Genomic DNA, 19936 nt, shown 5'->3' with positions numbered 1-19936 from the left:
ATGATGCGTTAGTTATAGCGAGATCGCGCCTAATGTGTCAACTCCGTGAAGTACCATTAGCATACGAGCACCCGGCCGGACCGCGACGCATGCGGCGTGGCGTCGCAACAGAGCAGGACGGCCTGCGCGTCAGCCGTGCCGATGGGACGTGACCGACGTGTTCGCGGCGAAGCCTCTGGCGATCAACCACACGGCGAGGACCAGGGTCTGCAGGGCCAGTGGCGCGTTCATGGCCAGATAGAGCGGCGTGACCACGTCAGTTACGCGCAGCAATACCAAGAAGCTCGCCGACATGGCTGCCCCGATTCCCAGAAATCCCCACCCGGACAACCATCGAGGGACGGATCTCGACCGCCACAGAATGCGGAACAACAGAAGATCTCCGATGCCGAGCGAGATGATCAATGCGACGTGATTGACCAGGTCGCGCGCCGTCCGCAGCAACTCGCCCAGGACCTCGAAATGGGATGCGTCCGAAGCGCCGGCTTGGGTGAATCCGTCGCCCAGCACAAGGAACAAGGGCAGGATGATCACGCCTATGAAGTGGAACGCGGCTGCGATCAGCCTGAACCCGAGGAAACCCAGACTGAGCGCTTCACTCTCGGCCCTCAAAGCCGGATAAAGGTATAACGCGAACCCGACGTAGACGGGGATCATGATGGACTGAGCGACTGCGCCGAGCACGACCTGGCTCTCTCGGGTGGAAATGAGAGCGAGATAGCGTGGCCCCTCGAGAACGGGCACGACGCTCAGCACACCGGCGACCATGCCCACGATGACCAGTGTTCCCGCGATCGCGGTTGCCCGCCTGTCTGTATGCACGATGTTCGTCCTCTGATTGTCGTGGTGACGGAGTACGTCTTGCCGGGCGGCGGCAAGGGTCCGCCTGTGAGCAGGTCCATGCGGAGGAATTCGGTGATGCGGAGCAACTTCGGTGGGCGTGCCACCTCATCGGAAAGGGCCTGGAACGCCTCGTCCGTCCCGACAAGGCGCGGGGCGGTCAGTTGCACCTCTCGCCCGTCGACCCGCAGCCGTGCGCCTCTGGCCGCCAGGACGTTCTGCAGCCAATCGGAACGCGATCCATACACCAGGACGAACACGTAACCGCCGTCGACGGGATGCGCGTCGAGCGGCGTGCGATATGTAGCACCAGAAATACGACCGACGTGAATCAGCACCGGCCATTTCCCGCCGGATATCGCGCGGGGGTTGAACACCTTCTTGTTCACGTGCCCCCACCACCTCGGCATCGGCATCGAAATCTCCTTCTCTCGCTCCGGCAGGGCGCGTCACGGGTCAGGTGGCGGCCGAACCTCTGCTAACTGGATGGCCTTACGTGCGTAAGGCCACTTACGGCTGTAAGGTTGGCTTACGCTCGTAAGGCTGTCAACCCGTCCACACCCCGGAGCCGTCGTGTCACCACCCCCGCAACCGCTCAGCAGAGGCCTCGTCCTGGAAGCCGCGATCCGGGTCGCGGATCGCGGAGGCGTGGAGGCGATCACGATGCGCCGGGTGGCGCAGGAACTGGGCGTGGAGGCGATGTCGCTCTACCACCATGTGCCGAACAAGGACGCGATCCTCGACGGCGTGGTCGACATGGTGTTCGCGGCGATCGAGCTGCCCGGCGCCGAACGCGACGACTGGCGCGACGCGATCCGTACGCGCGCCCGCTCCGCGCGTGCGGTCCTGTCGCGGCACAGCTGGGCTCTCGGCCTCATGGACTCCCGTCGCGATCCGGGACCGGCGACGCTGCGCCACCATGACGCCGTCCTGGGCGTCCTCCGGAAGGCGGGGTTCACGCTGCCGATGGCCGCGCATGCCGTCTCGCTCATCGACAGCTACGTCTACGGGTTCGTCCTGCAGGAGGCGAGCCTGCCGGTGACGTCGCCGGACGACGTCGAGGAGGTGGCCGGGGGCATCCTCCGGCATCTGCCGGCCGAGGAGTTGCCGTACCTCACCGAGATGATCCGCGACCACGCCCTGCGGCCGGGCTACGACTACACCGGCGAGTTCGGCTACGGCCTGGACCTGATCCTGGACGCGCTCGAAGCTCGCCGGTAAGAGACGATGAGCGCCGGAGCATAGAAGGCCCCGGCCCCGGTGCGTCTACCGCCGGGGCGGCGCGCTCGGAGTGATGACCGCTTCGAGCGCCACGACCCGCTCGAGGGTGTGCCGCAGCATGGCGACCTCGTCCGAGCCGAGCTGCCGCGACCACCGCTGTTCGACGTCCGCGAGGATCCTCTCGGCTGCGGCCTGGGCCGTCCTGCCCTGGTCGGTGAGCCGGATAATCTTCGCGCGGCGGTCGGCCTCGTCGGCCACCCGCTCCAGGTAACCGTGATCCTCCAGATCGTCGACCAGTTCGCTGATCGCCTGCTTGGTGAGTCCGGAACGGTCGGCGAGCGTGGTCAGCCGCGAGCCTTCGGCGTCGATGAACCGGAAGACCGATCCGTGGACGTGCCGGATCCCTTCGAACCCCTCGTCGACCAGCTGCTGGTGGAGTCCTTCGAGCACGATGTCCCTGGCCCGCGTGAGCAGGGTGGACAGCGGCAGCTTGGCCTCGTGTCGCCGCTCGCGCGCTCCCGAACGTGTCGTCATCGTCGTGCGCTCCCCCTTCTGGGCAATTTCGTCAGGCTGCTTGACGATACCAGCCTCCGCGATGGTAAGGTCGCCTGACTGTTAGGCTGCTTGACTAATTTCTGGGGGCGAAATGTTCACCATTGCCCAGCGACGCGAGCAGTTCGCGGCGTTGTTCACCCGGCCCTTGCCCGCGGACGTCGACTCGTCGGCGACGACACTCGGCGGGCGGCCGGCATTGGAGCTGCGGAGGGCGGTGCCCGGCACGACAGGCGAGGACGTACTGCTGTATCTCCACGGCGGCGGGTTCGTGGTCGGGTCGGCGCGTGCCACCGCCCACGTCACCGCCGCGCTGCTGCGGCACCTGGACGGCCGGGCCGTCTCGATCGACTACCGGCTGGCGCCCGAGCACCCGTTCCCGGCCGCGCCCGACGACTGCCTGGCGGCCTACCGCGAGCTGCTGGACTCCGGTGCCGACCCGCGGCGGCTGGTGGTCGCGGGCGACTCGGCCGGTGCCGCTCTGGTCGTCGTCACCCTGATCCGCGCCCGGGACGCGGGCCTGCCGATGCCGGCGGCGGCGGTCCTGTTCTCACCGGCCGTCGACCTGACCCTCAGCGGCGCGAGCATGCGGTCCAAGGACGGGGTGGACCCGTTCTTCGCGCCGGCCGATCTCGGGTGGCTCTTCGACCAGTACGCCGCCGGCAGTGACAGGTCGGCGCCCGAGCTGAGCCCGCTCTTCGCCGATCTCACCGGACTGCCGCCCCTGCTGATCCAGGTCGGCTCGAGCGAACTCCTGCTGGACGACGCCGTACGGCTGGCCGGACGCGCCGGGGCCGACGAGGTCGCGGTGACGTTGGAGGTGGCTCCGCGTCAACCGCACGTGTTCCAGCTCGACGACGGATCGGCCGAGGCGGCGGCGGCGCTGGAGCGGGCCGGACGGTTCCTGGCCGCGCGGCTCGGCGGCGAGCAGGACGGATCATGAACCGGCTGGCCGATCGCGTGACGGGCCCGGTGCTCGCGCCCCGCGACAAGGGGTACGACGAGGAACGCGCCGGTTGGCAGACCGCCCGCCGGCACCGTCCCGACCTGGTGGTGGGCGCCACCGGACCCGCCGACGTACAGGCGGCGGTGACCTACGCGCAGGAGCACGGGCTCCCCGTGGGGGTGCAGGGCACCGGGCACGCCTCGGCGGTCGGCCCCGCCGAGGGCGGCGTGCTGATCACCACCGCGCGGATGAGCGCGGTCCGGGTGGACGCCGATGCCGGCACCGCGTGGGTCGCCGCGGGAACACGCTGGGACCAGGTGATCGACAGGACGGCGCCGGCCGGGCTGGCGCCCCTGTCCGGTTCGGCCCCGCGCGTGGGCGCGGTCTCCTACACCCTCGGCGGTGGCCTGGCCCTGCTGTCCCGGAGCTTCGGCTACGCCGCCGACCACGTACGCGGCCTCGACGTCGTCACGGCGGACGGCCGCCTGCGGCACGTCACCCAGGACTCCGACCCGGACCTGTTCTGGGCGCTGCGCGGCGGCCGGGACAACTTCGGCGTGGTGACCGGAATGGAGATCGATCTGATGCCGGTCGCCACGCTGTTCGGCGGGGTGCTGATCTTTCCCGTCGAGAAGGCCGCCGAGGTGTTCGGCACCTACCTGCAATGGGCCGCCACCGTGCCCGAGGCGATGAACTCCTCGATCGCGCTCATCTCCCTGCCGGACGTTCCAGCGATCCCGGAGCCGATGCGCGGCCGTCACACCGTCCATGTGCGCATCGCCTGCGCGGCCGGTGCTCCCGGAGCCGGCGAGCGCCTGGTGGCGCCGTTACGGGCCATCGGCCCAATGCTCGACACCCTCGGTGAGCTGGCCTACGCCGATGCCGGGTCGATCTACAACGACCCCGTCGCGCCGGGTGCGGTCGAATCGGGCACGGCCATGCTCGGCGAACTCGACGCCACCGCCGTACGGACCGTCCTCGACCTGGCGGGCCCCCACGCGCCGGTGCCGCACATCGTCGAACTGCGCCACCTCGGCGGCAGGCTCGCCCACCCGCCCGCCGTGGCCAACGCCATCGGCAACCGCGACGCGCGATACCTGCTCAACGTGATCTCCCGGCTGGAACGTGCCGACCTCACCCAGATCCGGCCGGCGCACGCGCGCATGTTCGAGGCGATCGGGCCGTGGAGCACCGGCGGCCGGTTCCTCAACTTCATGAACGGCGAGAACGCCGCCGCGCAGGTCCGCTCCGCCTACAACCCCACGGACCACCGGCGGCTGACCGCCCTCAAAGCCGTCCACGACCCGGCGAACGTCTTCCGTCTCAACCACAACATCCCGCCCGGCCGAGGACCAGTCCGGGACTGATCGGCACGGGCGTCGTCCTCATGGGCCGGGGCATGCCGGAAGCCTCCGGCACACCGAGAATTCACATGCTGTACAGGCTCCGGTGAGGAAGATCATCGCAGCTCGCTCCAAAGGTCGTCGTAGAGTCGCCCGCGTCCCTGAAGGATCATGAAAAGAAGCGGAAGAGGCTCATGCGCAAGTTCAGGACGAAGGTAGCGCTCCCCCTTGTCACCGCGGCGATGCTGGCCGGTTCCGTGGTCGTGAGCAGCCCGGCGAACGCGGCCTCGTCGCCGATCGCCGCGTGCGGCGGCGGTAGTTACCACGTGATCGATCACCACAACATCAGCGGCGGAGTCATCTATCTGATGTACAACGGCCGTACCAACTGCGCGGTCACCTGGAAGACCGCCAACCTGGGGAAGTCCACCCCCATGGATGTCTGGATCGCGAGAAAGAACGACGCGAAGTCCGTCGAGGACGAAGGCAGCTACGCCTACTACGCCGGTCCGGTCAAGATCGACGCCCCGGGACAGTGCATCAACTGGGGTGGCAGAATCTCGTCGTCCACCTGGTATTCGGGCTGGTCGCACTGCGGTTGATCACGAAGGCGCCGGCACCTCTCCATGGGTGAGGCGCCGATCCCGGACGGCTGGAGCCCCCGACCGAGCCGTACGGCCCCCTGACGTCCGTACGGCCCGGCGGCAGAAGGTCAGCCGCGTGATCACTTCACCGGCGCGCGCCGAGATCACCCACGGACGGGGACGCGGACGCCGGATGTGCGGGTTCAGCCGGGTCGGAGAGCCCGGGTGATCCGGGTGCGCAGGGAGTGCAGGGCCTGCCTGAGTTCGGCCGGTTCGACGTCGGTGATGTCGGCGTCGAAGGTGAGGAGCAGTCCGGCCAGTCCTGGCCACGACCATGCGCCGAGTGTGAGCCGGCACGTGGTCTCGGTGTCGTACCCGACCGTCGATCCGCCGGGGGCGAACTGGGCGACGGTGGAGGCCGGCAGGGCGAGGGTGGCCGAGCCGCGGCATTGCCATTCGGCGGCGGCGTCGCCGCGGTCGTGCGCGGTCATGACGAAGGCGACGGGATCGCCGTGCGGGATGTCACGCCGGACGAAGGGGGTGTGCGTGGGCAGGCGGGGTTCGACGCGGTCCACGCGCATCGCGCGCCATCGGTCCGCGTCCGGGTCGAAGGCGACCAGGTACCAGCGTGCGGCCCAGACCACGAGATCGTGCGGCTCCAGCGTGAGCGTGACGGGTTCGCCGTCGCCGGTGTAGTCCACGCGGAGGAGATGCTGCCGGTTGATCGCGCTGCCCACGGCGCGGACGATCCCGGCGTCGATCGGTGGCGCCGGGAACTCCCAGTAGTTACGGGCCGAGGAGACGGTGAACGCCTCGGCGTGCACGCGGCTGCGCGCGGGCATCGCCTGGTGCAGCGTGGCCAGAGCACGGGCCGCGTTCTCCCGGATGCCGGACAGGACCGTCGGCACGGTCTGGAGTGCGACGGCCGTGGCGACGGCCTGGTCCTCGTCGAAGACGACCGGCGGCAGGCGGGTGGCGCGACCGAGGCGATACCCTCCCCCGACCCCGCGGACGGCCTCGATCTCGTACCCGAGGTCCCGGAGCGTGCCGATGTCGCGACGTACGGTCCGCACCGACGTTCCGAGGCGGGTGGCGAGTTCCCCGGCGGTCAGGGTCGCACCGATCCCGAAGATCGACAGCAGTTTGAGCGTTCGCGCTGAGGTGACAGCCATGATTCTCCGATCCTTACACCGATAGCGGTCACTCGGTGGCAACTATGCCGTCGATGGTGGCCGGCATGACCGACACACCGAGCCCTCGAGAGGGCACCCGTACCACTGAGGCATCGCAGGCACTCATCGCCGGCGCCGGCGCGAGCGCGGCGTTGTCGGTGGTGCTCTTCGGTTCCTTCATGGACCTTCTGGACGCCACGATCGTCACCGTCGCGGCCCCCGCGATGGCCCAGGATCTGGGTGCCGGCGACGCCCAGATCCAGTGGACGATCGCCGCGTACACCCTCGCCCTGGGCGCGGGCCTGATCACCGGCGGACGGCTCGGCGACCAGTACGGCCGCAAGCGGCTGTTCCTGATCGGGCTGGCCGGGTTCATGGTCACCTCGGCGCTGTGCGCGCTGGCCGCCGGTCCGGGGATGCTCATCGGCATGCAGGCCGGGCAGGGACTGACCGCCGGGATCATGGTCCCGCAGGTGTTCGGGATCATCCGGGCATCGTTCGCTCCGGGCGAGCGGGCCAAGGCGTTCGGCGCGTACGGAGCGGTCCAGGGCCTCGCCTCGGTCGCCGGCCCGCTGCTGGGCGGCCTGCTCGTCGACGCCGACCTGTTCGGCCTGGGGTGGCGCACGATCTTCTGGATCAGCGTGCCCGTCTCGATCGTGGCACTCGTCCTCGGCGCGAAGGTCCTGCCGGAGTCCCGTTCCGACTCGACCGCGCGGCTGGACCTCCGAGGCGCGCTCCTAGCGGCCACGGGCATCCTTCTCCTGCTGCTGCCGATCATCCAGACCGGGACATGGGGTTGGACCTGGGCTTCCTACGCCCTCCTCGCAGCCGGGGTCATCGTGTTCGCGATCTTCCTCGCCCACGAGCGCCGGCTCACCGGACGCGGGGACGAACCCGTCTTCGACCCGGCCCTGCTGAGGATCCGCGCCTTCACGGTCGGCCTGACCGCTTCGCTGCTCTTCTTCGGCGGCATCGGGGCGTCCTTCCTCACCCTCTCGATCTACCTCCAGAACGGCACCGGCCGGACCGCGTGGGAGACCGGCCTGGTGATCCTCCCGTACGCGCTCGGCTCGATCATCACCTCCGGCCTCGGCGTCGCCCTCGCCGCCAGGGCGGGCAGAACGCTGCTGATCGCCGGCTCGCTCACCGTCGCGGCCTCCCAGCTCGTCCTGTGGTTCATCGTCAAGGACGGCGGCGATCCCGGATACTGGCTCCTCGCCCTGGCGCTCCTCATCGGCGGACTCGGACTCGGTCTCGCCGCGCCCATCCTCGTGAACGTCGTCCTCGCGGGCGTGCCCGGACGCGACGCGGGCGCCGCCGGTGGGGTGCTCTCGACCGTCAACCAGATCGGCGGCGCCGCCGGCATCGCCGTGCTCGGCACGATCTTCTTCACCACCGTCGCCGGATCACCGGCGCTGCCGGACTACGGGCACGCGCTCGGCATCGTCCTGATCGTCTCCGCCGTGCTCTACCTGGTCACGGCACTCGTGATGCTGGCACTCCCGAAAGCCGCAGTCGAGCACGTACCTGGGCAATCACGAGACGGCGGCGCGTCAGAGCTGGTCTGAGGTCACCGGTCCGTACCGTGCGGCCGAGGCGCCGGTCGTGCAGGCCCAGTAGCGGTCGCCGTAGGACCAGTGCCACCACTCGCTGGGGTAGTTGGTCAGACCGACCGTGGTCAGCGCCTCGGCGAGGATACGGCGGTGTTCCCGTGCCTGCGCGGAGATCGCCGTGCTGGCGGTGTGGCAGGCGTCCGTGTCGGTGTCGTTCACCTCGGTGCCCAGCCACAGTTCGTGCCCGTCGGTCTCGCACAGGGTCAGATCGACGGCCGCGCCGGCCGGGTGGGGCGAGACCTCCGGCGGGGATATGTAGCGACTGGCCCGGTGGCGGTACCAGTCCTCGTCGTGGCCGGGAGCCGACGCCCTGAGCCGGTCGACGTGGGCGTCGAAGTACTTCACCTGCACCTCCACGGGCCGGAAGCCTTCGACGACCAGGAAGCGCAGTCCGGGCCGCATCAGGGTCTGCGCGGTGATCAGACGGTCCACGAGGCTGAGCCGCAGGCGGGCGTAGTGCGCGTCCGGATCGGCCAGGCGCGGGTCGAGGCGCAGCGCCGGGATGGCGCGCAGGTCGATCAGGGCCTCGCCGGACTCCTCGACCGGTATCCGGCTGATCTCGGGATCGGCGAGAACAATCATGCCGTGTCCTTCGTGCTGCGGTTCGGTACCGCTCAAGGGGCCGTCGATCGGCGATCGCGCGGCCCGGGGAACCCAGGGGGGTGATCATGCCGATGCCGGTGACCGGTGGGAGCCGCCGGTCACCGGTGCCGGGTGGGGAGGTCAGTCAGTGGGGGCGGAGGTGAGGTTGAACACGTTCCTGCGCACGATGAGGTGCCTCAGCATGGCGTCGGTGTACAGGCCGATGTCGTTGCCGGTGAACAGGTTGTACTCGATGACGTTCGCGTCCTGCGGCAGGAAGGTCTCGCTCGCGCCGATGCCCGCGGTGACCGAGTTCTTGAAGACATTGGCCTTCACGAGGTTGCGGCGGCTGTCGTTCGACAGGCCCATGGGGAAGGCGTCGAAGACGTTACGGGTGAAGGTGCCCTGGTCGGTGGCACTGACCGTGAGGCTCCCGGCGGTCAGCGCGCTGTCGCGGATCGCCGAGCCTCTGCTCCGCACCATGACGGTCTGCCCGGTCAGCGTGCACCGGTCGACCGTGAGCAGCCCGTCCACCAGCCTGAGGCCGGACATCAGGCAGGCGTTCGGCCGGGTGCCGGTGAGGGTGATCGTGCCTGGCCAGGCGTCGATGGGGGCCAGGAGCCGTACGTCGGTGGCGGTGAGGTCGGTACGCGGCTGCCCCGACCAGAAGGAGATGTAGATGCTGTGGGTGAAGCCGCCGATCGTGCCGTTGCGGACGGTGGCACCCACCCGGCTGAAGAGCGTCAGCCCCTTGCCGGTGCCCGAGCCGGTGATCGTGTGGCCGTTGAGGTCCAGGTCGACGTTGTCGGCCCCGATGGTCAGGGCGTCGCCCGGGCAGGTCAGATCGGCGGTGAGGGTGGTGTTCGTGGTCAGGACGTCCCCGCAGGCCACCGCCAGTGTGCTCGCCCCGGCCGGCCCCGCCGACAGCAGGGCGGCCGATAAGAACAGCAGGCACGCGGCCACCCCGCGCGCGATCCCCGCCGTACGTGCTCCGGGCATGGTGATTTCCTGCCGGTCCGTGGATCAGGAAGTCGTGAAGAGAAGCATGCGCGCGGTGATCCGTACGGAGGAGTCATTCGATCACGGCCGGCGAGCGAGAAAATTATGGCCGCGGCACGCGTAACGAAGGAGCCGGACCCGCCCATCGCGACCACCACCGAACGTGATCACCGCCAGCTCGGTGAGACGGATGTCATCGAAGGTTGGCGTTTCGGCGTGCGGTCCATACTGCGAGCCCGGCCAGCAGCAGGAGGACGCCGGCGAGCCACAGGATGCCCTCGAGTGGCAGGGCGTCGACGATCGTGCCGCCGGCCAGCGCGCCGACCACGATCGAGAGGTTGAACACCGCCACCCACAGGGCGGAGGCTTCCTCGATCGCTTGCGGCGCTGACCTGATCATCCAGGTCTGGAGGCTCGTGGAGACGCCGCCGTACACCAGGCCCCAGACGACGAGCAGCGTTATCCCGCCGGCGGCGGTGACTCCGGCGATGGGGTAGAGCAGCACGGTCACGCCCAAGGCGGCGGCGATGATGAGGACCGTCCGGTGGAGCCTCTTCGCCACGGTGGCGCCGGCGATGAAGTTGCCCACGACGCCTGCCAGGCCGAACCCGAACAGCAGCGGCCCGACGAGTTGCCCGTCGATGCCGGACAGATCCTGCAGCACCGGGCTGATGAACGTGTAGGCCGCGAAGTGGCCGGTCACGATCAGGAAGGTGGCCAGGATGCCGACCCGTACGCCCTGGTTGCGGAACTGGTCGGCCAGCCGGCGCAGGCCGACGGGCTGGTCGGCGGCCAGCGGCGGCAGTACGGCCACCAGGGCGACCAGCACGACCAGTGCGAGCACGCTCAGCGCGCCGAACGCGATCCGCCAGCTTGCCAGCCCGCCGACCAGCGTGCCGAGGGGGACGCCGAAGACGTTCGCCGCCCCGACGCCGCCGAAGATGATCGCCGTGGCCCGGGGTACGAGCGAGGCGGGGACGAGCCGGACGGCCAGACCGCCGGCGATGGCCCAGAATCCGCCGATCGCCACCCCGACCAGTACGCGGGCGGTGATCAGGAGGGGATAGTTCGGGGCCAGGGCGGAGGCCAGGTTGGCGAGCGTCATGAGTCCCATCAGGGCGACGAGCAGGAGCCGGCGGTTCATCCTGCCGACGAGCACCGGGACCAAGGGCGCCGCGAGGGCGGCGACGATGCTGGGGACCGTGACCATCAGGCCCGCCGCGCCCTCGGAGATCGACAGTGCCGATCCGACGGGGGTGAGCAGTCCGATGGGGAGCTGCTCGGCCGTCACCAGGAGAAATGTGCCAAAGGCCACGGCGGACACCGCGATCCAACGATTTCTCGCCGTCGCGTCCCGCCCGGGCGTCATGGAGTCCGTTGCCGTCACGTGAGATCTCCTCTGTCATTTGGGAGCGATCGCTCCCATACGACCCCGAACCCTAATACGGGAGCGCTCGCTCCACAACTTCGGTAGAGTGGCCTCTATGGCACGGCCCAGGGAGTTCGACGAGCAAGAGGTGATCGCCAAGGCGACCGACCTGTTCTGGCGTCGTGGCTACAACGCCACGTCCGTGCGCGATCTGGGCGCCGAACTCAGCCTCAAGCAGAGCAGCCTGTATCGCACCTTCATCGACAAGCGCACACTGTTCCTGCGGACGCTGGACCACTATCGGGCGACGGAGTCCACACAAGCCGAAGAGCTGCTCAACGCCCCCGGCCCCAGCCTTGAGATCCTGCGGGATTGGCTGATCTGGATGATCAGTCACGAGGCCGGTCGCGGCTGCTTCGTGGTCAACACGGCCGCCGAACTCGGCACCACCGACCCCGAGGTCCAGGAGAGGACCGAGGCCGCGTTCGAGGTCACCAGGAAAACCCTGGCGTCACTGCTCCGGCGCGGCATCCGCGAGGGCGACCTGCCCGCCGCACTGGACGTCGACGCCGCGGTGGAACTGCTGTTCACGACGGTGCTCGGGCTGCGCGTACGCGAACGTACCGGGCACGACGCCCAGCGGCTCGCGACGGCGATCGACTTCACGATCAGAACGCTCGCGGCGTCCGCGAGCTGACCACGTCCGTCCCGCTTGCGATGCGGAACGCCCGAGCCACCCCGCCGTGGCGGATGCTGGAGACTCACGATTTCCCTGTCACCCAAAGGCGCCTCCTGGACGGTAGTTCCGGAGAAGGCGTCGTAAAGGGAGTGGGAGATGGTGGACAGGTTTGCCTGGTATGTCGAGCAGCGGCATGAGCGGCTGTGCCGTACGGCGTTCCTGCTCACCCGGGACTGGGCAGCGGCGGAAGATGTGGTGCAGACCTCGCTGATCAAGGCGTGGAGGGTCTGGCACAAGATCGAGAGCAACCCCGATCCGTACGTGTACCGGATCATCGTCAACACGCACGCCTCCTGGTGGCGGCGCCGATGGCGGGGTGAAGTGCCCACCGAGGCGATGCCGGAGGGACCCGAGCAGCGGGACATCGCCGGAGCGGTGGCCGACCGCGCCGCCCTGTGGGCGGCGACCGGCGCCCTTCCGGCTCGGCAGCGAGCGGTCGTCGTCCTGCACTACTTCGCCGATCTGCCACACGAGCAGATCGGCGAAGTGCTCGGATGCTCGCTCGGGACGGTGAAGAAGCAGCTCAGCCGGGCATTGGCACGACTTCGTGTGGATCCGGCGCTGCGCGAACTGAATGTGGAGGCGAAGCGATGACCCAGTACACCGAAGGTGACCTGCGCGCGGTGTTCGAGGAGTACAGCGCCGCAGGGCCGGGCCGACCCGCACACGTACCGGAGATCACCCGGCGGGCACGGGCGGCCCGCCGGCGCAGGAGCGGGTCGGCCGGGGCGGCGCTGGCCGGGGCCGCCGCGGCGACCATCGGTGTCGTCGCGCTCTTCGGTTCGTACGGCGGCGGGCCCGCGCTGGGCCCCGCCTCCACGGTGCGGGTGACGAACGGCGTCGATCTGCCCAGGACGGCCGTCGGCACGAACGGAGACACACTGGAGTTGATCCACTCCGAGAACCACTCGACGGTCGGCCAGGGCGTGAAGGTGACCTTCCAGCCGACCACCTCCAACACCGGCTACTCCATCCGGTGCGCCGATCCCGACGTCTGGGTGCTGGTCAGGCAGGGCAACGAATCGGGCTTCGGCCGGTGCGGGGATCGTCGTGGAGAGGGTCTCGACGCCCAGTACGACTGGCAGTCCGCCGGACCGGGATGGCTCGGCAAGCCCCAGATCCTGGAGATCTGGATCTTCCCTTCCGACGCCCCGCTCGGCCAGAAGATCGAGGGCGGCAGCGGCACCTACGACATGGACACGATCGTCACGACGCCGGAACGCCTCGCCAAGGTGGTGGACCGGCGTCCCAGCGAGTGGACGATCGGCGTCTACGACAAGCCGGCCCAGCAGTCACCCACCGATCACTCATGACGGCGCCCTGATACGGTCGCGTTTCGTCAGGTCACACGAGGATCATCAGTTCGTAGTGCGGCTGCGGCGGATAGTCCCAGCTGCTGGGGTAGTAGACGCATTTGTAGCCGCGGCCGGTCCGTACGCCGTCCCGGTGGCACTCCTCGTACATGTTGGGGCCGTAGTAGTACCCGGCGAGCTCCCAGTCCGATGCCGCGGCCGACGCCGTGGCCGACGCCGTGGTCACCGGTGCCGCGGCCGCGAAGGCGAGGGCGATCCCCGCGATGCCGAGCGTGCGCTTCCAAATGGCCATCGAATTCTCCGATCGTCATGTGATGAGGTGAAATTTCGCGCTTTACCCTCACATGATCGATATGGCTACGTCGTTAGCGCCGGGCGCATGATTCGTTCGCATCGACGCGATGTGGACGGCCGCGTGGGACCGCAGGTGGCGCTGGGTTGGGCCGAGGCGGGACTACTCGGTGGTGGCGAGCGTCCTGAGCCTGGCCGTGTGCCCGGGGACGTGTTCGGTCGCCCGTAGACGGATCAGCTCGCCGAAGGACACCTGCTGGTCGGGGAGCGGTTCGCCGTCGCGGGTGACCAGGCGGAGCCGGACGGGTGTGGCGGCGGCGTCGTCGGGGATCGCCTTGATCACGGTGCTGAGGTCGGTTGCGTTACGGCGTACCAGGTCGACGCGTTGGGCGTGGGTGGTGGAGGCGACCAAGGAGTTGACGGCGGTGTCGTCCATGGCCTCACGGTTGTCGACGGTGACGGGCAGGCCGGCGAGTACGTCGCGCGCCGCGGCGGCGAGGACGCGGTCGCTGAGCGCGAGGTGGCTCAGGGTCCAGTCGGCCGCGGAGCGTGCCGGTGCGGCCAGTGTGGCGGTGATCGCTTCGGCCGCGGCGAGCAGGTCTCGGTAGGCCGCGTCGAGTCGGGTGGCGTTCATGGCTTCTCCTGGGGAGGGGGTCGGCGTCAGTCAGCGTCGAGAGCGGACGGGGTGGGCGCGGTGTCGTGGCGCGTTCGGACGAGGACAAGCAGCATCACCAGGCACAGCAACGCGACGAAACCGGCGAAGTACTGCACGGCGGCAAGAAGACCGGCCACGGTGGCGAGGAAGCCGACGCCGATGACGGGCAGGCCGACGCCGAGATAGATGATCACGTAGAAGCTGGAGAGAACGTCGGCATGGCGGCCGGCGGGCGCGCCCTGGTTGACCGCGGTGAGGCCGCCGAGGAACGCCAGGCCCTGGCCGGTGCCGGCGATGACGGTCGCGGCGAGCAACAGGGGCAGCGAGGCGAGCGCGCCGGCGAGGGCGAGCAGCACCAGCCCGGTGGCCAGCAGCGGCAGGCCGGCCATCTCCAGGGTCCGGGCCGGTCTGCCGTAGCCGAGGAGTTGGGCGAGCGCGGAGCAGAGCAGCATCAGTGCCACGGCCGCACCGCCCAGCAGCAGGTTCGTGCTACCCGACAGGTTCGCCGCATATGCGGGGATGAGGGTGAGGAACAACCCGATCACCGCGAACGCGAGGAAGCTCGCCGTCCCGCTGGTGGCGAACACCGTACGCATGGCGGCGGGGATCTCGGGACGGCGAGGGCGCCACCGCGTCCTGGAGCGGGCCGCCGGCAACACGACGACGGCCGCCGTCGCCGGAACCAGCAGTACGATCTCCACCGCGAACGGCAACACCTGCGGCGCCGGAGCGTACTGGGCGAGCACGCCCGCCAGCACCGGCCCGAGCCCCAGGCCACCCACGGAGGCCACGGTGGACACCAGCGCCGCCTTGCGCCGGTTTCCGGTGGGTTCCAGTTCGGTCAGCGCCGCGGTCAACGGCCCCGAGGCCGCGCCGAGCGCGAGACCTTGCAGGATACGGGCGGCGAACAGCCAACCCGTACTCGCGGCGAAGGCGAACACCAGCGATCCCAGCGCGGCCAGAGCCACTGCCGGCAGCAGCACTCCGCGGCGGCCGACCGCGTCCGACACCGGGCCCGCCACCAGCAGTGAGGGGATGAGCACAGCGACGTACGCGGCGAAGATCAGCGTGACCATCAGCGGCGAGAACCCGAACCTGGCCTCGTAGTCCCGGTACAGCGGCGTCGGCAGGTTCGTGCCGGTCAGCAGGATCAGCAACGCGTAGGCCACGGCCCAGAACCGCCACCGCCCTCTCGGGGTCGGCTTCGCGTCCGGGTCCGTGTGCAGCGTGCCGGCACGTGGGCCTGGACGCTGACGGTGTGGTGGCGTGCCGCCAGGTGCGTCGGCGGCGGAGTGTTCGAGCGGCATTCGTTCCCTCCGGAACATGTTCGGGGTTTCCGAACATAGCAGATGTTCGAGAACACCGAACATGTCTGGCTATCCTGGAGGCATGGCCAGCCGTACCGCGACCGAACTCGTCCACCCCGACCGCGCCCAACTGCGGTTCACCACCGTGCTTGCCGCCCTCGGCGACCCCGTCCGGCTGGCCATCGTCGCCCGGCTCGCCGACGTCGAGCCCGACGGCGAACTGGCGTGCACCACGTTCGCCCTGCCGGTCAGCAAGTCCACCCAGAGCGGCCACTTCAAGGTCCTGCGAGAAGCCGGCGTGATTCGCCAGCGGGACGAGGGAACCCGGCGACTGAACCGCCTGCGCCGAGACGACCTCGACATGCGCTTCCCGGGCCTTCTCGACCTCGCCATCCCGCAGGGCCGTGACGTCATCGCCAACTGGTGACCGGAGGAGTGCGGCCGGGCGGCTACAGCTCCGCATCCTCTGGAACGTTCCAGACATTCCTCCGCGCCCGGCCCGGCCGTGACCGCACAGTCCCCACTTCCCCAGTCCCGACCTTGGGCGCTTCGTCGGGGCCCGCCTTTCCGTGGATTAGGGTTATTAATTCGCCGACATGTAACCCCTGAGGGTGTATAAGTAGGAGGTAACCCGCCGATAACCCCAAGCTCGGAGGATGACGCCGTGCCGAAGATCAACGTGTACCTGCCCGACGAACTGGCCGAGGCGGTCAAGGCCGCCGGCGTCCCGGTGTCGGCGATCTGCCAGCGCGCGCTGGAGCAGGCGGTACGCCGGATCACCGCCATCCGCCAGACCGCCCTCGGCGAGCTGGGCGCCGACGATCTGGCCGAACGGCTGCCGCGGTTCACCGAGCGCGCCCGTACGGTCGTCAAGCTGGCCGTCGACCGGGCCCGCGCCGACGCGGCGCCGAACGTCGGCACCGGGCATCTGCTGGCCGGGATGCTCGCCGAGGGGCAGAACCTGGCGCTGCACGTGCTCAAAGCGGTCGAGATCGACCCTGGACAGGTCCAGCGTGACCTGGATCGGCAGGCGTCCGGCGAAGAGGGCGGAGCCGGCGGGGACTCCTCGGTGCACTTCAGCGATCCCGCCGCCGCCGCCCTCGAACTGACGGTCACCGAGGCGACCGCGCTCGGGCACAACTACGTCGGCTGCGAGCACCTGCTCCTGGGACTGATCACCGAGCCGGACGGCACCGCCGGGCAGGTGCTGCGGGCGCTGGGCGCCGAACCTCGGCTGGTCCGCCGGGCCGTGACGGCGGCCCTGGCCGGCTACGTGCACCTTCGTGCCCAGACCTCGGCCGCCGGTGATCCGGCGCAGGCGCTGGCCATGGCGGTGCAGCAACAGTTGCAGCCGCTTGTCGAACGTATCGAGCGCCTGGAGCAGAGCCAGGGCTCCACGTCCGAGCCTCGGTGACGACGGCCGTGCGTACCCCGACCCGCCGGCGGCGAGCCCCGGTCCGCGTGGCCCGCGTCCTGCTCAGCGTGGCGGCCGTCGCCGTCTTCTGGCTACTGATCCTGCTCCCGCTTCTTCTCGACAGGCGGTGATCGTTCCTTTCCAGCGCGCGGCCTAGCGACCGATCAGCGTCGCGTCGGGGAGCGGTTCCTTGACCGCCTCCGGCGTGCCCACCACGACCGTCAGTCTCCCCTTGGTCTTCTTGGCCGCCGCGTTCCCGAACAACTGCACCTTTTCGAGATCCTTCGCCTCGACGGTGACGAACATCCGGGTGGGCGTGCACCACAGCGTCACCGTGCTCTCCCAGTCGCTTCCGACCATGGGTTCCCTGGGCCCCGCGAAGCCCGCTTCCGCGGTGACGACGTTGCCCTCCGACTTCGTCAGGTCTTGGCTCATGTTGAAGTTGGCGTCGGAGGATCCCTGGTCGGCGAGCCCGCACACGCCCTTGCTGTGGATCCAGGGGACCATGTCGTACTTCGCGACCCGGATCCGCGCCAGCACCTTTTCCGCCCCGTTCGGCATGCCCGACCTGGAGGCCGAACCCGGCAAGGCCGCCAGGGGCCATCGGCTCGGATCCTTGAGCAGCCAGTCCTTCGATTCCCCCGTCGAACAACCGGTCAGCAGCAAGACCACAACTATCCCGATTTTTCGCCACATAAGGGGATCATCATAGGTTGGGTCACCGGGTGCGGCGTGGAACGACGGTCGCCCGCCTGACCTGGCAAGGCCCGGCGGGCAAGGATCCGGCGGCGCCGGATCCTCAGTCGCTCGCGGCGACCGCGGGCGGCGATCAGCAGTTCAGCCCGCTGACGAGGCCCAGTTGGGGTGTCGGGTTGATGACCGCGCAGCCGTAGGTGCCCCACGGGATGGTGATCGAGCCGGCTCCCGAACCTGCCCCGGTGCAGCCGGACCCCAGTATGTGGTAGCCCACGACGCTGCCCAAATAGGTACGAGAACCGCTGGTGCAGACCCACGAGCTCATCGCGTAGGCGGACGACGCAGGCAGAGCCGCCATGGCAAGGGCGAAGGCCGAGACGATGGCGAGCCGTCTCGCTGATGTGATCACGAGGTTCCCTTTCTTCCGAAGGGACGGGGTACCACTTCTCTGCCCCGCGCCCCGGCGCGCGCCACCGGAAGGCGGTGTCCAACATCGGACGTGGACGGTGAACGCCGTTCGTCAGAAATGCGGCACATGGCCCAGACGGCCCACAGCTGCGGGTCAACGGATGCCTGGTCAGAAGTACTGCGAGGACAGGTCGCCGGCAGGCCAGGTCTTGATCGCCTGAGCGGCGTCGTAGAGCTCATCATGAAAGGCGTCGAAGTCGGGCGAGCCGGACTCCTCGCGCCTGTTGAAGGTCGCGCACAGCACGATCCCGTTGTGGGTCCTGCTCAGCACGGCGAAGGCCCCGGGCATCGAACCCGCATGCCACAGGTTGAGCCCGCTGCCCACGGATCGGACGAACCAGCCGCCGCTGTACCAGGATCCGCTCTCGAACGCGCCGGTCTCCGGCTTGGCCAGCAACGCGGAGACCGAGGCCGGGGTGAGCACCGAGGTGGTGCCGTCGAAGATCCGCGTGAGCCGGACGAGATCGACGGCGGAGACCGCCCAGCCGCCCGAGGAGTCGCAGTTGGCGTAATTGGTGCCGCCGTAGGGGTACGGCACGACCTTTCCGGACTCGTCGAGCACGGTCGTGGTGGTGTACTTGGACAGATAGGGCACCTCGCCGGTGCCCGGGTTGGTGGTCAGTCTCGGCCGGGTCACGCCCAGCGGGGCCATCACCTTGTTCTTGACGTACGTCGCGTAGTCAAGGCCCGATACCTTCTCGATGATCCGGCCCAGCAGCAGGAAGTTGTAGTTGTTGTAGGAGTAGCGGGTGCCGGGGTCGTGGTCGAGCGGGCGGCTGGTGGCGTACCGGAGAATGTGCCCCAGCCCGATCGGGAGCGGCACGCCGAGCTCCGCGGCGATGTCGCGGTCGGAGAAGATGTAGTCGCGTCCGGCGGCCGTCTTGTCCCAGCCGCCGAGGTGCTGCATGAGGCGGCGCACGCTGACCGTGACCAGCCTGGGGTCGGCGGCGAGCGAGAGTCCGAGCAGGTCGGCCACGGAGTCGGAGAGCCGGAGCCTGCCCTCCTGGACCAGCCGCATGATCGCGGCGGCGGTGATGTGCTTGCTCAGGCTCGCGACCCGGAACAGGCTCGTCGGCTGGACCGCGGTGTTCGCCGGGCCGTACGAACCGTAGCCGCGGGCCAGCACCAGCCGGCCCGCCTTGGCGACGGCGAGTTGCGCGCAGGTGATGTCGCGTTCGGCGAGGAAGGCCCGCATCATCGCGTCGAGCGGGGCGAGTTCGTCGGTCACGATCCCGGTGGCCGACGCGGCGCGCGCGGGCAGGGCTCCCAGGGCGAGTGCGGCCTCGCCGATCGTGAGCAGGTTGCGGCGTGTGATCATGGTGTGTCCCTTAGGGGCAGATGGCCGAGGTGGTGACGTGGCCCCACTGGTGGTCGCCCCACTGGGTCGCGCCGAATGCCTGGAAGCAGGGCTTCGTCCGCTTGACGGCGAGCCTCGCCGAGCGCGTCAGCTCGTTGTCGGTCCTGAGGGTCGACCAGGTGGAGCAGCCGGACTCCCGCTCCGCGCACTGGCGAAGCGCGACGAGCATGCGCTTGCGGGTGTTCTGCGACTGTTCGGTGGTGGTGACGTACGCGCAGATGGTGGCGTTGGAGGAGGTGTAGAACACGTCCAGGTAGGTGCCGATCACACCGTTGGTCCGGATCTGCTCCCGTACGATCCGCTGGCCGTAACACTCCGGCAGCGACCGAGCCGACGCGGGCACCACCGGGACGACGGTGAGCGCGGCGACGACGGCGGCGCCGCCGATCTTGAAGACGTTCATGCGGCAGAATCATGTGGGACGAGGAGTTTGATCACACACCTCCACCAAGCCTTACGATCATTGCGATCAAAT

25 protein-coding genes are annotated in these 19936 nt (G+C 69.2%); 11 read left to right on the top strand and 14 right to left on the bottom strand.

The window, feature by feature from the left end; all coding sequences use genetic code 11:
* Nucleotides 1–129 precede the first annotated feature (129 nt).
* Nucleotides 130–768 (bottom strand): DUF4386 domain-containing protein, encoded by a 639-nt coding sequence (locus DMB42_RS14400; protein WP_260477691.1) that lies wholly within the window; start codon nucleotides 766–768, stop codon nucleotides 130–132.
* Nucleotides 750–1229: a nitroreductase family deazaflavin-dependent oxidoreductase gene (locus tag DMB42_RS14395; RefSeq protein ID WP_260477679.1), complete on the bottom strand. Its 480-nt coding sequence runs from the start codon at nucleotides 1227–1229 to the stop codon at nucleotides 750–752. Before DMB42_RS14395 ends, DMB42_RS14400 begins: the two co-directional genes overlap by 19 nt.
* 184 nt (nucleotides 1230–1413) lie before the next feature.
* On the opposite strand from DMB42_RS14395, the gene DMB42_RS14390 reads away from it, so the two are divergent.
* Entirely contained in the window at nucleotides 1414–2061 is a 648-nt protein-coding gene (locus DMB42_RS14390; protein ID WP_125634633.1) for a TetR/AcrR family transcriptional regulator, read from the top strand.
* A 45-nt stretch (nucleotides 2062–2106) separates the two neighbouring features.
* On the opposite strand, the gene DMB42_RS14385 is transcribed toward DMB42_RS14390, so the two are convergent.
* Complete coding sequence (locus DMB42_RS14385; protein ID WP_125634631.1) at nucleotides 2107–2595, bottom strand: MarR family winged helix-turn-helix transcriptional regulator; 489 nt, start codon at nucleotides 2593–2595, stop codon at nucleotides 2107–2109.
* 112 nt (nucleotides 2596–2707) lie between these two features.
* Between DMB42_RS14385 and DMB42_RS14380 the strand changes: the two genes are divergently transcribed.
* The 3 genes from DMB42_RS14380 (at nucleotide 2708) to DMB42_RS14370 (ending at nucleotide 5504) form a co-directional block, all read left to right on the top strand.
* A complete protein-coding gene (locus DMB42_RS14380; RefSeq protein WP_125634629.1) occupies nucleotides 2708–3556 on the top strand; it encodes an alpha/beta hydrolase in 849 nt (282 codons plus the stop codon).
* Nucleotides 3553–4926 carry an FAD-binding oxidoreductase gene (locus DMB42_RS14375; RefSeq protein ID WP_125634627.1) on the top strand — a complete coding sequence of 458 codons (1374 nt, stop codon included), beginning with the start codon at nucleotides 3553–3555 and terminating at the stop codon, nucleotides 4924–4926. The genes DMB42_RS14380 and DMB42_RS14375 overlap by 4 nt, the downstream gene beginning before the upstream one ends.
* Nucleotides 4927–5096: 170 nt before the next feature.
* Nucleotides 5097–5504, top strand: coding sequence for a hypothetical protein (locus DMB42_RS14370; protein ID WP_125634625.1), 408 nt, complete (start codon nucleotides 5097–5099; stop codon nucleotides 5502–5504).
* Nucleotides 5505–5689: 185 nt separating this feature from the next.
* Here DMB42_RS14370 and DMB42_RS14365 read toward each other — a convergent pair whose 3' ends face one another.
* Nucleotides 5690–6658: a YafY family protein gene (locus DMB42_RS14365; RefSeq protein ID WP_125634623.1), complete on the bottom strand. Its 969-nt coding sequence runs from the start codon at nucleotides 6656–6658 to the stop codon at nucleotides 5690–5692.
* A 65-nt stretch (nucleotides 6659–6723) separates the two neighbouring features.
* Here DMB42_RS14365 and DMB42_RS14360 point away from each other — a divergent pair, with 65 nt between their 5' ends.
* The gene (locus DMB42_RS14360) at nucleotides 6724–8226 is read left to right on the top strand and encodes an MFS transporter (RefSeq protein WP_125634621.1); all 1503 of its coding nucleotides are present in this window, start codon (nucleotides 6724–6726) and stop codon (nucleotides 8224–8226) included.
* On the opposite strand, the gene DMB42_RS14355 is transcribed toward DMB42_RS14360, so the two are convergent.
* The 3 genes from DMB42_RS14355 to DMB42_RS14345 form a co-directional block, all read right to left on the bottom strand.
* Nucleotides 8212–8853: a M15 family metallopeptidase gene (locus DMB42_RS14355; RefSeq protein ID WP_125634618.1), complete on the bottom strand. Its 642-nt coding sequence runs from the start codon at nucleotides 8851–8853 to the stop codon at nucleotides 8212–8214. The two genes, DMB42_RS14360 and DMB42_RS14355, sit on opposite strands and share 15 nt — an antisense overlap.
* Nucleotides 8854–8994: 141 nt before the next feature.
* The gene (locus DMB42_RS14350; RefSeq protein ID WP_125634616.1) at nucleotides 8995–9852 is read right to left on the bottom strand and encodes a hypothetical protein; all 858 of its coding nucleotides are present in this window, start codon (nucleotides 9850–9852) and stop codon (nucleotides 8995–8997) included.
* Between the two features lie 193 nt (nucleotides 9853–10045).
* Nucleotides 10046–11239, bottom strand: a complete 1194-nt coding sequence (locus DMB42_RS14345; protein ID WP_260477678.1) for an MFS transporter — start codon at nucleotides 11237–11239, stop codon at nucleotides 10046–10048.
* A 97-nt stretch (nucleotides 11240–11336) separates the two neighbouring features.
* Here DMB42_RS14345 and DMB42_RS14340 point away from each other — a divergent pair, with 97 nt between their 5' ends.
* The 3 genes from DMB42_RS14340 to DMB42_RS14330 all read left to right on the top strand — a co-directional run bounded on the left by DMB42_RS14340 (nucleotide 11337) and on the right by DMB42_RS14330 (nucleotide 13273).
* Nucleotides 11337–11918 carry a TetR/AcrR family transcriptional regulator gene (locus tag DMB42_RS14340; protein ID WP_125634614.1) on the top strand — a complete coding sequence of 194 codons (582 nt, stop codon included), beginning with the start codon at nucleotides 11337–11339 and terminating at the stop codon, nucleotides 11916–11918.
* A gap of 138 nt (nucleotides 11919–12056) precedes the next feature.
* Nucleotides 12057–12554 carry a SigE family RNA polymerase sigma factor gene (locus DMB42_RS14335; RefSeq protein ID WP_125634612.1) on the top strand — a complete coding sequence of 166 codons (498 nt, stop codon included), beginning with the start codon at nucleotides 12057–12059 and terminating at the stop codon, nucleotides 12552–12554.
* Nucleotides 12551–13273, top strand: a complete 723-nt coding sequence (locus tag DMB42_RS14330) for a hypothetical protein (RefSeq protein WP_125634610.1) — start codon at nucleotides 12551–12553, stop codon at nucleotides 13271–13273. The genes DMB42_RS14335 and DMB42_RS14330 overlap by 4 nt, the downstream gene beginning before the upstream one ends.
* A 31-nt stretch (nucleotides 13274–13304) precedes the next feature.
* Here DMB42_RS14330 and DMB42_RS14325 read toward each other — a convergent pair whose 3' ends face one another.
* The 3 genes from DMB42_RS14325 to DMB42_RS14315 all read right to left on the bottom strand — a co-directional run bounded on the left by DMB42_RS14325 (nucleotide 13305) and on the right by DMB42_RS14315 (nucleotide 15388).
* Nucleotides 13305–13565 carry a hypothetical protein gene (locus tag DMB42_RS14325; RefSeq protein ID WP_125634608.1) on the bottom strand — a complete coding sequence of 87 codons (261 nt, stop codon included), beginning with the start codon at nucleotides 13563–13565 and terminating at the stop codon, nucleotides 13305–13307.
* A gap of 162 nt (nucleotides 13566–13727) precedes the next feature.
* A complete protein-coding gene (locus tag DMB42_RS14320; protein ID WP_125634606.1) occupies nucleotides 13728–14198 on the bottom strand; it encodes a hypothetical protein in 471 nt (156 codons plus the stop codon).
* 26 nt (nucleotides 14199–14224) lie between these two features.
* Nucleotides 14225–15388, bottom strand: a complete 1164-nt coding sequence (locus DMB42_RS14315; RefSeq protein ID WP_221762139.1) for an MFS transporter — start codon at nucleotides 15386–15388, stop codon at nucleotides 14225–14227.
* Nucleotides 15389–15608: 220 nt separating this feature from the next.
* On the opposite strand from DMB42_RS14315, the gene DMB42_RS14310 reads away from it, so the two are divergent.
* The 3 genes from DMB42_RS14310 to DMB42_RS54960 all read left to right on the top strand — a co-directional run bounded on the left by DMB42_RS14310 (nucleotide 15609) and on the right by DMB42_RS54960 (nucleotide 17071).
* Nucleotides 15609–15953 carry a helix-turn-helix transcriptional regulator gene (locus DMB42_RS14310; protein WP_125634602.1) on the top strand — a complete coding sequence of 115 codons (345 nt, stop codon included), beginning with the start codon at nucleotides 15609–15611 and terminating at the stop codon, nucleotides 15951–15953.
* Nucleotides 15954–16190: 237 nt separating this feature from the next.
* Complete coding sequence (locus DMB42_RS14305; protein ID WP_125634600.1) at nucleotides 16191–16940, top strand: Clp protease N-terminal domain-containing protein; 750 nt, start codon at nucleotides 16191–16193, stop codon at nucleotides 16938–16940.
* Between the two features lie 8 nt (nucleotides 16941–16948).
* Nucleotides 16949–17071, top strand: a complete 123-nt coding sequence (locus DMB42_RS54960; protein WP_260477677.1) for a hypothetical protein — start codon at nucleotides 16949–16951, stop codon at nucleotides 17069–17071.
* A 22-nt stretch (nucleotides 17072–17093) separates the two neighbouring features.
* Here the strand turns inward: DMB42_RS54960 and DMB42_RS14300 are convergent, their stop codons facing one another.
* From DMB42_RS14300 to DMB42_RS14285, 4 genes are all read right to left on the bottom strand, one after another.
* The gene (locus tag DMB42_RS14300; RefSeq protein ID WP_125634598.1) at nucleotides 17094–17606 is read right to left on the bottom strand and encodes a hypothetical protein; all 513 of its coding nucleotides are present in this window, start codon (nucleotides 17604–17606) and stop codon (nucleotides 17094–17096) included.
* A gap of 163 nt (nucleotides 17607–17769) precedes the next feature.
* Nucleotides 17770–18045 carry a hypothetical protein gene (locus DMB42_RS14295; RefSeq protein ID WP_125634596.1) on the bottom strand — a complete coding sequence of 92 codons (276 nt, stop codon included), beginning with the start codon at nucleotides 18043–18045 and terminating at the stop codon, nucleotides 17770–17772.
* A 168-nt stretch (nucleotides 18046–18213) separates the two neighbouring features.
* The gene (locus tag DMB42_RS14290) at nucleotides 18214–19422 is read right to left on the bottom strand and encodes a serine hydrolase (protein ID WP_125634594.1); all 1209 of its coding nucleotides are present in this window, start codon (nucleotides 19420–19422) and stop codon (nucleotides 18214–18216) included.
* Nucleotides 19423–19432: 10 nt separating this feature from the next.
* Entirely contained in the window at nucleotides 19433–19864 is a 432-nt protein-coding gene (locus DMB42_RS14285) for a hypothetical protein (protein WP_125634592.1), read from the bottom strand.
* Between the last annotated feature and the right edge of the window lie 72 nt (nucleotides 19865–19936).

It is taken from the genome of Nonomuraea sp. WAC 01424 (assembly GCF_003947315.1).
GTDB lineage: Bacteria > Actinomycetota > Actinomycetes > Streptosporangiales > Streptosporangiaceae > Nonomuraea > Nonomuraea spiralis.
This window is presented reverse-complemented; position numbering and strand designations above follow the sequence as displayed.